The organism is Peribacillus sp. 05N428 (genome assembly GCF_056397085.1).
Map to the genome: position 1 here is coordinate 26,940 of NZ_JBFTMS010000003.1, position 11,951 is coordinate 38,890.

At 40.4% G+C, this 11,951-nt stretch carries 16 protein-coding genes and 3 riboswitches; of the genes, 7 read left to right on the forward strand and 9 right to left on the reverse strand.

Going from position 1 to position 11,951, the window contains the following annotated elements; translation table 11 throughout:
- The first annotated feature begins 89 nt into the window (after positions 1–89).
- A riboswitch (PreQ1 riboswitch) is annotated at positions 90–132 on the forward strand.
- A 54-nt stretch (positions 133–186) separates the two neighbouring features.
- The 3 genes from queC to queE are packed head-to-tail and all read left to right on the forward strand — an operon-like array spanning position 187 to position 2,043.
- Positions 187–852, forward strand: a complete 666-nt coding sequence (gene queC, locus AC1DIV_RS03410) for a 7-cyano-7-deazaguanine synthase QueC (protein WP_463481269.1) — start codon at positions 187–189, stop codon at positions 850–852.
- A complete protein-coding gene (gene queD, locus AC1DIV_RS03415) occupies positions 852–1,322 on the forward strand; it encodes a 6-carboxytetrahydropterin synthase QueD (RefSeq protein ID WP_034309398.1) in 471 nt (156 codons plus the stop codon). The genes queC and queD overlap by 1 nt, the downstream gene beginning before the upstream one ends.
- On the forward strand, positions 1,315–2,043 hold the full coding sequence (gene queE, locus AC1DIV_RS03420) for a 7-carboxy-7-deazaguanine synthase QueE (protein WP_095394246.1): 729 nt from the start codon (positions 1,315–1,317) through the stop codon (positions 2,041–2,043). Before queD ends, queE begins: the two co-directional genes overlap by 8 nt.
- 44 nt (positions 2,044–2,087) lie before the next feature.
- Here queE and AC1DIV_RS03425 read toward each other — a convergent pair whose 3' ends face one another.
- The 4 genes from AC1DIV_RS03425 to AC1DIV_RS03440 all read right to left on the reverse strand — a co-directional run bounded on the left by AC1DIV_RS03425 (position 2,088) and on the right by AC1DIV_RS03440 (position 4,192).
- On the reverse strand, positions 2,088–2,435 hold the full coding sequence (locus tag AC1DIV_RS03425) for a DUF4260 domain-containing protein (protein ID WP_048687561.1): 348 nt from the start codon (positions 2,433–2,435) through the stop codon (positions 2,088–2,090).
- A gap of 51 nt (positions 2,436–2,486) precedes the next feature.
- The gene (locus AC1DIV_RS03430; protein WP_252267410.1) at positions 2,487–3,056 is read right to left on the reverse strand and encodes a TetR/AcrR family transcriptional regulator; all 570 of its coding nucleotides are present in this window, start codon (positions 3,054–3,056) and stop codon (positions 2,487–2,489) included.
- Positions 3,057–3,232: 176 nt separating this feature from the next.
- Positions 3,233–3,673 carry an SRPBCC family protein gene (locus AC1DIV_RS03435; RefSeq protein WP_340877262.1) on the reverse strand — a complete coding sequence of 147 codons (441 nt, stop codon included), beginning with the start codon at positions 3,671–3,673 and terminating at the stop codon, positions 3,233–3,235.
- 42 nt (positions 3,674–3,715) lie between these two features.
- A complete protein-coding gene (locus tag AC1DIV_RS03440) occupies positions 3,716–4,192 on the reverse strand; it encodes an SRPBCC family protein (protein WP_477575745.1) in 477 nt (158 codons plus the stop codon).
- Between the two features lie 239 nt (positions 4,193–4,431).
- Positions 4,432–4,474: riboswitch (PreQ1 riboswitch) on the forward strand.
- A 50-nt stretch (positions 4,475–4,524) separates the two neighbouring features.
- Here AC1DIV_RS03440 and AC1DIV_RS03445 point away from each other — a divergent pair.
- Both AC1DIV_RS03445 and AC1DIV_RS03450 read left to right on the forward strand, forming a co-directional pair.
- Complete coding sequence (locus AC1DIV_RS03445) at positions 4,525–5,067, forward strand: VUT family protein (RefSeq protein ID WP_048687567.1); 543 nt, start codon at positions 4,525–4,527, stop codon at positions 5,065–5,067.
- 21 nt (positions 5,068–5,088) lie between these two features.
- Positions 5,089–5,235 (forward strand): hypothetical protein, encoded by a 147-nt coding sequence (locus AC1DIV_RS03450; RefSeq protein WP_153246159.1) that lies wholly within the window; start codon positions 5,089–5,091, stop codon positions 5,233–5,235.
- A 388-nt stretch (positions 5,236–5,623) separates the two neighbouring features.
- Here AC1DIV_RS03450 and AC1DIV_RS03455 read toward each other — a convergent pair whose 3' ends face one another.
- Positions 5,624–5,944 carry a PadR family transcriptional regulator gene (locus AC1DIV_RS03455; RefSeq protein WP_063594467.1) on the reverse strand — a complete coding sequence of 107 codons (321 nt, stop codon included), beginning with the start codon at positions 5,942–5,944 and terminating at the stop codon, positions 5,624–5,626.
- A 310-nt stretch (positions 5,945–6,254) separates the two neighbouring features.
- Here AC1DIV_RS03455 and AC1DIV_RS03460 point away from each other — a divergent pair, with 310 nt between their 5' ends.
- Complete coding sequence (locus AC1DIV_RS03460) at positions 6,255–7,001, forward strand: alpha/beta hydrolase (RefSeq protein ID WP_063594466.1); 747 nt, start codon at positions 6,255–6,257, stop codon at positions 6,999–7,001.
- Between the two features lie 102 nt (positions 7,002–7,103).
- Here the strand turns inward: AC1DIV_RS03460 and AC1DIV_RS03465 are convergent, their stop codons facing one another.
- Entirely contained in the window at positions 7,104–7,808 is a 705-nt protein-coding gene (locus tag AC1DIV_RS03465) for a DUF421 domain-containing protein (RefSeq protein WP_340877258.1), read from the reverse strand.
- A gap of 214 nt (positions 7,809–8,022) precedes the next feature.
- Positions 8,023–8,123: riboswitch (purine riboswitch) on the forward strand.
- A gap of 176 nt (positions 8,124–8,299) precedes the next feature.
- Between AC1DIV_RS03465 and AC1DIV_RS03470 the strand changes: the two genes are divergently transcribed.
- Positions 8,300–9,493: a nucleoside transporter C-terminal domain-containing protein gene (locus AC1DIV_RS03470; RefSeq protein ID WP_063595059.1), complete on the forward strand. Its 1,194-nt coding sequence runs from the start codon at positions 8,300–8,302 to the stop codon at positions 9,491–9,493.
- Between the two features lie 75 nt (positions 9,494–9,568).
- On the opposite strand, the gene AC1DIV_RS03475 is transcribed toward AC1DIV_RS03470, so the two are convergent.
- The 3 genes from AC1DIV_RS03475 to AC1DIV_RS03485 all read right to left on the reverse strand — a co-directional run bounded on the left by AC1DIV_RS03475 (position 9,569) and on the right by AC1DIV_RS03485 (position 11,851).
- On the reverse strand, positions 9,569–10,711 hold the full coding sequence (locus AC1DIV_RS03475) for a CAP domain-containing protein (RefSeq protein ID WP_477575747.1): 1,143 nt from the start codon (positions 10,709–10,711) through the stop codon (positions 9,569–9,571).
- A gap of 39 nt (positions 10,712–10,750) precedes the next feature.
- Positions 10,751–11,056, reverse strand: coding sequence for a hypothetical protein (locus tag AC1DIV_RS03480; RefSeq protein WP_340877256.1), 306 nt, complete (start codon positions 11,054–11,056; stop codon positions 10,751–10,753).
- Positions 11,057–11,479: 423 nt separating this feature from the next.
- On the reverse strand, positions 11,480–11,851 hold the full coding sequence (locus AC1DIV_RS03485; RefSeq protein WP_034309370.1) for a winged helix-turn-helix transcriptional regulator: 372 nt from the start codon (positions 11,849–11,851) through the stop codon (positions 11,480–11,482).
- Positions 11,852–11,951: the final 100 nt, after the last annotated feature.

An 11,951-nucleotide genomic window follows, 5' to 3' on the forward strand; every position in this document is an offset into this window, starting at 1 on the left:
GGTCTAATGTTCACTTTATATAAACATCTTGATTTCTTATCATTTTCAAGTTACTATTGACTTGGAAAAATATAATATTCCGCGTTATGGCGGAAGAGGTTCTAGCTACCCTCTCAAAAAAACTAAGGAGAAACAGTGCTCTATTCTTAGGGTGCTGTTTTTTTCCGTAAAAAGGAGTTTTATAGAATGAAGAAGAAAGAAAAGGCAGTGGTTGTGTTTAGCGGAGGGCAGGACAGTACGACGTGCCTGTTTTGGGCATTGGAGAGATTTGAGGAAGTGGAAGCGGTGACGTTCGATTATAATCAGCGGCATAGCTTGGAAATCGAATGTGCTCAAAAAATTGCCAAGGAATTGGGCGTGAACCATCATATCCTTGACATGTCGCTGCTGAACCAACTGGCACCGAATGCATTGACAAGAAGTGATATCGCAGTGGCGGACGGAGAAGAAGGGGAGCTGCCGTCGACGTTCGTACCAGGGAGGAATTTGCTGTTCCTTTCGTTTGCCGGAGTGCTTGCGAGTCAGATTGGCGCTAAACATATTGTCACAGGTGTTTGTGAAACGGATTTCAGCGGATATCCTGACTGCCGCGATGTATTCATTAAATCGTTGAATGTGACCTTGAACTTGTCGATGGACCAGTCATTCGTGATTGATACGCCGCTAATGTGGCTTAATAAAGAGGAAACATGGGAGCTTGCTGACCAGCTTGGCGCATTCGACTTTGTCCGCGAAAAGACCCTGACTTGCTATAACGGAATCATCTCCGATGGCTGTGGAGATTGTCCGGCATGTAATCTGCGGAAAAAAGGACTCGATGACTATGTAAGCAGACGGAAGGTGCTTTCATGATGTACGGTTTTAAGATAGTGGATAAACTCCAGAAAATAGATGAAGATATCCAGCGCAGCCAATTGAAGTATACAAACAAGAGGGTTCTCGTGAGTAAGGAATTCACCTTTGACGCGGCGCACCATCTGCATGACTATGAAGGGAAATGCAAGAACCTGCATGGCCACACGTATAAAGTCATTTTCGGATTGAGCGGGTATACGGATTCACGCGGGTTGATGATAGATTTTGGTGACATCAAGGATATATGGAAAAATGAAATCGAAATCCACCTGGATCATCGTTATTTGAATGAAACCCTGCCGCTCATGAATACAACAGCTGAAAATATGGTTGTCTGGATCTATGAAAAAATGGCCGAAGCCCTTTCATTAAAAGAATATGAGGGTGCTAGAGTCGAATTTGTTCGACTGTACGAAACGCCGACAAGCTATGCCGAAGCCAGACGGGAGTGGATGGAAAGTGAGTAAACTCCCGGTTATGGAAATCTTCGGGCCGACCATCCAAGGAGAGGGAATGGTCATTGGTCAAAAAACCATGTTCGTTCGGACGGCCGGCTGCGATTATTCATGTTCCTGGTGTGATTCCGCATTTACTTGGGATGGCACAGGTAAGGAAGATACCGTTCAGATGACTGCCGATGAAATATGGGATGAGCTGAAGCGAATTGGGGGTTCCGGTTTTTCCTTCGTGACGATATCTGGGGGAAACCCGGCCCTACTGAAAAACCTAAACGGCTTGATAGCGATCTTACATGAAAATAAAATGAAAATTGGTGTCGAAACACAAGGGAGCCGATGGCAGGATTGGTTTCTCGATATTGATGAACTGACTATCTCACCTAAGCCGCCGAGCTCTGGAATGAACACGGACTTTACGGTGCTTGACCAAATCATCTCGAATCTTGCCAATCGAAATCCAGAAAACCATGTTTCATTGAAGATCGTCGTCTTTAACGAGGAAGATTATCAATATGCCAAACATGTACATGGGCGGTACCCGGATATTCCTTTTTATCTGCAGGTCGGCAATGACGACAGCAGGACGGCGGATGATCGTCAATTGATCAGCGGCCTATTGAAGAAGTACGAAGAGTTAATTGATAAAGTGATAGCGGATGATGAATTGAATGATGTGAAAGTCCTGCCCCAGCTGCATACCTATATATGGGGTAACAAGCGGGGCGTGTAAAGTAAAGGCAGTGTGATGTTTAATCACACTGCCTTTTAAGCTTATTACAACCTTTGCATGTGTGTAGCTTTGAAGGATGATGTGTATTTTAGGCCATATCCAAATAAGCGATCCATTCCTATATGTGCGGTCCAAATTAAACCAATCATCATCCATGCATCCGACTTTAGGAATATGGCTAACAAAATCATGAAGATGGAAACGATATAAGTATGGAATGCGTTATAAACCTTTGCTCCAATCCGATCATCGATCAGATAGGCCAGCATGGAAACATCAGGGGACAAAATCAACAAAAGGAAAATCCACCAGCTGAATTCATATAACGAATAGATATAAATCACCGCTAAAAGGACCATAAGTCCTTCAATATGAAGGAATTTCTTCACCATTTCATAACCTCCAAAGTTTAATTGACCATTGGTCAATAGTGTCCGAAAAAATTATATGATGTTCTTGGTGATATTTTTTACATGAAAATAGGCTAAACCTTTTACATCTTGATAAGATAGCTCAGAATTAATATAAAAAGTTATGAATCCGTGAAGAGAAAGAAAAATCGACCAAATGGATGCAGGATTCAGTTTGTTGTCCGTTAGATCCGTCAAGGACTGGATTAGCTTTTCGTATGTTTTATTAGAATCGAATTGAAGTAACTGCTGAATTTCTTTTTCCTTCGATAAAAACATGATGGAATAATGATTCTGTTGGGTTAAACCAAACTCCAAGAAGCACAATAAAATCTTTTCCATTTTTACAGAAGGGTCATTTTCCGACAGGATGATATCATCGATTAAAGAATTTAAAACGGAAAAATCCGTTTTCACTAAACTATAAAATATTTCCGCCTTGTTTTTAAAATGATAATAAATGGCTCCATGACTGCAATCCAATGATTTAGCCAATTGCCTCATCGAGACATTCGAATACCCTAACGCTGCAAAAAGGTTTCTAGCTTCATTCAAAACCATGTCCCTGGATAATTCTTGACCTGCCGATTTCCTTGGCGACATCTTGTCACCTCCTTATTAATTGACCACTGGTTAATTAGGATGATAGCTCACGGATTTTCAAATGTCAATTATTAGGTCGATTGATAAAGTACTGTTTTTTAAGTGGGATTTTGCCATTTGTTTCACCAGTGTTGCAAAGGATAAACCCCCAGTTTATTGAGGGTTTATGCAATTTATTAAAAAACTAATGATGCTCTCAAAGTAGTAACGCCATTTTCTAAATAACCCTTTAAACAGGTTAATGTATATACCCAACCTTCTTTTTGTCCGATCATTTTGTTTATTATTTCAGGGTCGTCTTCACTCAATCCAGATTCGTTCACTTCAATGATCGTACTCGTTTTATCCAACTCTTTTAGTGTAATGGTAACAATCGTTTCTTGATCATTTCCGCCCCATGCAAACACGATTTTCCTATTTTCCTCTACTTCCAATACATGAATGACCACTTCAGCATCGTATTCGTTGTATCTCAATGTAGGCGTCCTGCCTTTTTCCCATCTTTCCGAACTTGATGAGAACCAGAAATTCCCGATTTTTTCAGGATTCACAATGGCTTCAAACACTTCATTAGCTGGCTTGATTATCTTAAATTTCGTGATTATTTGGGTATCCATTATTAACTCAACTCTCTTTCAATGTGTTTTTGTAGTTTCCGTTTAATTATCCCAGTCTACTGATATGGGCGGGAGGGTCCGTCCAGTTTCAAGCAAGCTCTTCAGGTTACTTAAAAGGGCTGGCCATCCATTATTCAAGCCTTCAAAGGTATTGTCATCATATACGAAATCCGTCTCCAATAGCTCCTCATGCCTAAGAATTAACTTCACAGTCGAATCGTCCATTTTCTGTAATTCAAAAGTGACCCGTGTAGGCTGCTCGCGAGGTGTTTCGTCTCCTGCCATGATCCATGTAAACGAGAGCAGGTGCAACGGCTCGCATTTAAGTACATGCCCATGATCGGTAATCCGCCCATCTTTCAGCAAATATTTAACGGCTGACCCTTCTTGCCAGTCAGACTGTACTTGTAATCCGAAGTGGTATTTCTTCGTGACTTCACCACTCGTCAAGGCTTCCCAAAGCTTCTCTGGTGTGGTTGCGATATAAATAGGATAGACAAACGTAGTTTTTTTCATCATTCTTATTCTCCTCGCCAAATAAAGTACATGACTCTATCTTTGATTTTCGGCTTTTGTATACAGACGGTCAAGCAGTTTTATGCGACAGAAATCGGCAAAAGGGGGAAACAGGGCCATTGAAGTAAATGGCTAAATCAATCGGTATCAGCGAATACATACTAAAATCGACGGTATGGAAACTTCTTGATTTCCAACCGCTTTCAAGCTACGATGAATAAGGAAAATGATATTCCGCCCGGGCGGAAGAGGTTCTAGCTACCCTCTCAAAAAAACTAAGGAGAACAGGGCTCTTTCTTAGGGTGCTGTTTTTTCTGTATAAGGAGAATTAAGAAATGTTAAGAATTTTATTGTATTTAGTATCCATCATCACGGCGAATGTGGTTACAGCAGCTTTTGCGCCATTACATTTTGGCATGTTCATCATCCCGATGGGGACATTGCTCATCGGGGGAACCTTCATCTTCCGAGATCTGGTCCAGAATAAATTCGGCCGCGCGAAGACCTATATATGCATCGTCACTGCACTTATTTTATCTGCATGTGTATCATTTTTATTAGGAGATACGTTACTGATTGTGTTTGCTTCCGCATTATCCTTCGTGGTCGCAGAAACAGCGGATACGGAAATTTATACCCGTTTAAAGCTCCCGATGAGTTGGAGGGTGTTTTACAGCGGGATCGTTGGAGGATTTTTCGATTCAGTGATATTTGTCGTGATTGGCCTAAGTCCTCTGGGTGCCAATATATTGCCATGGGAAGCAGTACCAGCTGCGGTCATCGGCCAAATCATCGTTAAAACGATCATTCAGTCCATTGGTGCCGTATTGTTGGGACGAATCAACGTAGAACTGGAGAAACGTGTAGTCTCCAGTTAAATGCTAGGAGGGATGCACTCGATGGATGGAACCAAAAAAGAAGAAGAAAAATGCTATTGCCTCGAGGCCTTTCGTGAAAAATATGGCCCGCATGTTCAAGGGGAATGCATGAAGCTCTCCTGCGCCAATTATCGCAAGCATAAAGGAATAGACAAAAAAAGGACCTGATTAGGTCCTTTTTTTGCGTGATTGAAGTAACTCACAAGTAAACAGCGCAAACTAAGTGTGCAGTACGAATTCACGAGTAAAAGTGCGAAACTCACGAGTAAAACAGCAAAACTCACGAGTAAAAGTGCGAAATTCACGAGTAAACGTGAAAAACTCACGAGTAAACAGTCCAAACTCACGAGTAAACGTGAAAAACTCACGATTAAATAGTGCAAACTAAGTGTGCAGTACGAATTCACGAGTAAAAGTGCGAAATTCACGAGTAAACAGTCCAAACTCACGAGTAAACAGTGCGAAACTAAGTGTTTCGCACGAATTCACGAGTAAAACAGTAAAAAAAGCTCCCTGGGCCGTTCCATTAATGGGTGCAGGAAGCTTTTTATTTGGACTAGAAATGCTCTGCGCTTTTTCGAACTAATTTTTCCAGGAAGAAAAAGCATTCGCGTTTCCGCTCAAGTTCGGTTTGTCCATTTTCGGTGACATGATAATATTTCCTGCGGCCTGATTCGGACTCTTTCCAATGTCCTTTTATGAATTCTTTTTTTTCTAATCGTTTAAGGGCAGGGTAGAGGGTGCCTTCACTTATTTCATAGTTGCCCTTGCTCATTTGCTTCAGGATTTTGGTTATTTCATAGCCGTATAGCTTTTTTTGTGAAAGAAGTGAAAGCAAAAGGAGGTCAATGCTTCCCTTCATTAATTCTTTATCCATATAAAATCTCCTCCTTTTCATTTTTAAAGTGTAATACGTTGTACATCGTATCACAAGGTGCATTTTACTTTTCTTAAAAAAAATGGTTAAATGACGATTGCTAAATAAATTTAATCATAGTAAAATGTGCTTCGGAACGGATGAGTTGTGAAGAGTGTGGTAAGGATACTATATACATGATTTAATGGTTTTAATGAAAATACGGAATAGGATAGAAGAATCACTACTCAAGGGGTATTAATTGATTTTTTTTCGAAAATCATTTAGATTCTATTTATCAACAAGAGCAAAGAAAGAAGGTCCTAGATAGATGAAAGTGAAAGCACCTGAGTCATTCACATATATAGGTGGAAAGAGAGCAGTTCTTCTGCTTCACGGGTTTACCGGAAGTACAGGAGATATGAAGAAGTTAGGGAAGTACTTAAATGATCTCGACTATACTTGCCACGGACCTCTTTATAGTGGGCACGGAGTATCAGCCGAGGAACTTGCTAAAACTGGTCCAAAGGAATGGTGGGGAGATGTAGTTAATGGCTATAATTTCCTAAAAGGAGAAGGCTATGAGGAAATTGCAGTTGTAGGAATTTCTTTAGGGGGAGTGTTCTCATTAAAAGTGGGAATTGAATTGCCTGTAAAAGGGGTAGTTTCAATGTGTGCTCCGACGCAAGGAAAAAGTATCGATCGACAAAAGAACCGCTTGCTCAATTATGCACAGGCTTATAAGAAGTTTGAGGGCAAAGATGCAGACCAAATTGCTGCAGAAGTGAAGCTGCTTGAAGAAGAGCCTATGCCTCAACTAAAAGATGTGTTGAACATTATAAATGAGACAGGTGAAAATTTAGATTTAATCACATCACCAACTCTTGTTCTGCAAGGTCGTTTGGATGATCCCGACTATACGGAGAGCGCTACAGCGATTTTCAATGAAGTCGATACACAGCATAAACACTTGATTTGGTATGAAAAGTCTGGCCATATTATCACATTGGGCAAGGAACGTGAACAGGTGTATGAAGATGTGTATAAGTTCTTGAATACACTGAATTGGTCGGAGTAATAAGCGATATTTTTGATCCCCTTTAAGTTGAACGTGTAAAAAGCCTACAGTCGTAAGTAGGCTTTACACTATACTTGAGGGGATTTAATTTTGGCTGCAAATCTATTTGTAGAAAAAAACTTTCAAGGTATCGTTATTATCAAGAGTTGCCAATAAAATATCGTTCACGTCGGCATTATATGTTATTTTGATTTTGTTTTTCAGCCATGCTTCGTCTTTACCGCCCCGGTTCAATTCTTTAGAATCAATCTTTCCCTCTTTAATAATCGTTTTAGGAAAAGTGAAGGCATTTGTTGCCAGGTGCATATCTGCTGGGGTTACTGCTTCATATTGGGGATCTAAAAACAATGAAATGGTACCGCCCGGTTCCCATAGCGCGAGGGATACTTTTTGAATATCTTCGACTTTTTCTTTTCTTAATTCCGATAATAAAACATCGATGGAGATTCTGGCCCTTGCTAAGCTTTTGTAAATGATTTGTCCATTTTCGATAAGCGGAAAGGGGTCTGAATCAAAAAACCTTCGGAGTTTTCCCCACTTAAGGCTTGCAAACACACTAATTATATATAAAATGACCAATACACTGGTTGTTATCATGGAGCCCTTCAAACCTAACTGTTCATCAGATAAAGGGTGGGCAAGAATGTTTCCAAGAATTAAAGCCATTATGAAATCAAGTAATCTTAACTGCGAAATGGACCGTTGCCCCATCAATTTTACCGAAAGAAGCAAGAAGAAGAAGGAAATGATGGCCCTTAAGATCCACTGGATTGCAGTAAGAGTTTCCTGGCTATTAAAAAAATCCACAAAAATTCACGTCCTAATTTCCAATAAAGGAGAAGTAATGGGCCTTTTTAGAGGGGGCCGTTTATAGTTTTAGCCGGCTCCTTCATAAGTATTACCCAACATTGGCCCTTCGGAGACTTTATTGACTGTTTTCGAAAAATTTATATTAATATAACAACTTTAAAACGTATTGTAATTAAAAATAAACTGATTTAAAATGATATCTTTCCTGAGAAATTTATTTAAAAAATATCCTTGTATAATATCAGTGACAATGGTCTGATAGTTTCTACCTGGCAGCCGTAATGCCGGACTACAAGGAAGTATGAAAATTGAAGAGATGAACAGGTTAATGTTGGTTCGCTTGAAAAAAGCTTGATCCTAAAAAACATGCTTCGATGAAAGCTCTTACTTTTTCACACTTTCTTGCTGCGGCTGAAGGTGTAAAAAGGTGAGGGCTTTTTATATAAAAAAAACGAATGGGAAATGATATAGCTAAAGGGGATGAAAGCATGCTTTTCTTATTGAATATACTAGGTGTTTTAGTTGTAATGGGTATCGTTTACCTTTGTTCACCTAATAAAAGGAACGTTAAGTGGAAAGCCATTCTTACCTTGCTGGTTCTTGAATTGCTTATCACATGGTTCATGTTATCGACAAAAATAGGGGCATGGGTCATCAATCTGATCGCTTCATTCTTTACCTGGTTGATTGAATGTGCGAATGAAGGGATTTCTTTTGTCTTTCCTTCGCTTATGGCAAATGAACAAGTGGATTTCTTTTTCAGCGCATTGATGCCGATTATCTTCATTATCACGTTTTTTGATGTTTTATCGTATTTCGGTATACTTACGTGGATCATTGATAAAGTGGGATGGCTCATTTCAAAAGTATCCGGTTTGCCGAAACTTGAGAGTTTCTTTTCGATTCAGATGATGTTCCTTGGAAATACGGAGGCACTTGCCGTACTCCGCCTTCAACTCAGTGCGATTAAGGATCAGCGTCTTTTGACATTTGGAATCATGAGCATGAGCAGCATCAGCGGTTCAATCATTGGAGCCTACCTGTCCATGGTACCGGCAACCTATGTTTTTGTAGCGATACCTTTGAACTGCTTAAATGCTTTGCTGATAGCTAATATGCTGAATCCCGTCGATGTCAGTAAAGAAGAAGACGTCGTTTATGTACCTTCTAAAGAGGAACGTAAAGATTTCTTTTCCACCATTTCCAACAGTATGTTGGTTGGGGCCAAAATGGTCTTCGTCATCATGGCAATGGTTATCGGCTATGTGGCGTTGACGGCCAGCGTAAACGGCATTTTCGGCTTCTTCGTGGATGGATTGACCATTCAAAAGATTTTCTCTGTCATTTTTAGTCCATTTGCATTCTTGCTTGGATTAACTGGACAGGATGCCATGTATGTCGCTCAATTGATGGGAATCAAGCTTGCCACGAATGAGTTCGTTGCCTTGCTCGACCTAAAGGATAAAGTCAGTACACTGCCTCCGCATACAGTCGCTGTTGCTGTCACTTATTTGACGTCATTTGCCAACTTCAGTACAGTGGGCATGATCTACGGAACATTCAATTCCATCCTCAATGATGAGAAATCGAACATTATCGGAAGGAATGTTTGGAAGCTGTTGGTTAGCGGGATGGCTGTTTCCCTGTTAAGTGCCATGGTCGTTGGATTATTCGTTTGGTGATTTAAACATGGGCATCCATTTGGATGTCCCATCTGAAAAAAGCTGTGCAGGATTTTCCATGCACAGCTTTTTCGTTTATTTCGTCAAATAGTTCTCTGTATAATATGGTTTATTTTCCTCATCGAAGGCAACTCCGACACCGAGGGATTCAAAATCTTTCTGTAATTTGTTTTCCCTGTGTCCAATGGAGTTCATTAGGCCTTCATGGGCAAAGATACTGCTATTCTGACCGGCAGCCAGGTTCTCCCCCGCCATTCGAAAATTGATTTTGTCATCTTCCATCCGGTCAAAAGGGGATTCCCCTTCAAGGTTTGTATGGTTGAAGTATTGATTCACGGCCATATCTGCACTATGATCCTGTGCAGTAACCTTCACTCGTTTATCCCATGTTAGCACGGAGAGATCATGATTGACCCGTGATGCATTGGTCAAATCGAATAATTGGTATTCAAAGCCCTTCTTTAATCCGGGGCCGGCTTCTGCAAAATAGCCGCTCTTTTGCTTTTCGAGTTTTGCGTCGATGATTTGGATTGCCGTGACTGTATTTTTCTCATGTTTGTCATAAAAAATGGTCACATAGCTATTATCCATTTCGAACATATCGTATTCGCCGCCGTCACTTCGAATCTGGTAATAGACGTTTCCTTTAAGCAGTTTTGTTACAGGCTCCGCCATTTTCCCGGTCACGGTTTCTTTTGGTGTACCGCGTTTAATGCCTTCCTTTGAGGAAATCAAATCTTGGTTCGTATATAAACCAACAACTTTATTGTTATTATCGTAGGCAACCATGAAGAAGTTTTGATAATTTTCGTGATAGGCAAACCAGTCCACGCCATATTCATTCCGCGTATTCCGCTTAGCTTCACCAGCCATTTTTTCTACATCATCCTTCGTGTCGCCAATTTCGATATTACGGACTGAAAAGGATGCATCAGCAGGTGCTTCCAGTGCTGGTTTTTTCACTTTTTCCGTTTCCTGAGATTCTTTTTCAGAAGCGGTATCCAATGTTTCCGTCAGCGAGCCAATCAGGCTGCTGACTCCAGTGCTCAGTTTTTCCAAGGCTGTCGTAATCTCGGGCCCGTTTATAACTGAACGAACATCTGATGCAAAGGCACTAACCCCGGCTTTGAATCCAGACTCCTGAATATCTTTACCATAGCCATACCATAATCCAGAGAGTAGGAGTATGAGGACCACAATATTAAATAATTTACGCAAATCGTTCACTCCTGCTCTATCCAGGATATAGAATCCCGATTAATGAAAGATCATCTGCAGCACACTTAAAACAGGTGGGGCACCTAACAAAAATAGTGAACACATAATGAGTATTTGCGAGACCATTTTTGGAAGCTTTTCTTTCCCTTTTCCCGAATACCAGCCACTGAACTGAAGTTTATTTCTATACCAGACGAATAATAAAAGCAGTATCGCAATCGAGCCTAGCCAGCCATACTGAGTCACTCCTATGTTTATATATATGCCGTTTACAATGCTCGAAATGATTGTTCCGGCAATCCCGAATATTAATATGATGCGGAACAATTCTAATAAGACTTTCATATGTCACTCCTTGGTTAGACCATTATACTTCTTCGATTACAAAATAAAAATTTAAATGATTTGGCATTACATATTATACCAAAAATAAAGAGGGGAATAAAACAGGTACCTCTTTCGAAGGTGAAATTTTCATTATTATTTAGGCTGTTTTCACATACTTTGTTGCTATTTACCAGGTAGTGAGTTGTGGTTGATTTCCCCTCCAGATGCTCGCTTTCCGCGGGGCGGGCGGTGAGCCTCCTCGGCGTAAACGCCTGTGGGGTCTCACCTGTCCCGCTGCTCCCACAGGAGTCTCGCACTTCGGCTCCAATAAACCTTAAATAGTTTCGTTTTAAAAACAACAATCTTTACGAAAAGAGCCATTAGTTAAGTCTTTATAAACAAAAAAAGATTAGCCATTGCGCTAATCTTTTTCATTTGGGATTACTTTAATTGATCATTCAAGACACTTTCCTCGAGAACGGAAAACTTATCACCATACACCCTTGTTATGTGATTTTCCCCCCATGTACATAGTGCGGAAAGAATACTTTCCAGGCTTTGTCCATACTCACTTAATTCATATTCCACTTTTGGGGGGACCTGGTTGTAAACGATCCGGTTGATGACTTCGTCCTTTTCCAACTCCCTCAACTGTTGGGTCAACATTTTTTGGGTGATGTTCGGCATAAGGCGCTTCAATTCACTAGTCCGCTTTTTCCCGTGGGTAAGATGGCAGAGGATAACGCATTTCCATTTTCCTCCCATTACTTCAAGTGTCGCTTCAACGGATATATTGTATTTCTTTTTTTGCATGATTTGCATACTCTCCTTACATTATAGATACTAAAAGGTGCCTATATCACTTTAAAGTACGTACTGTTTTTTATTTGTATTATATCTCATAATAACATTT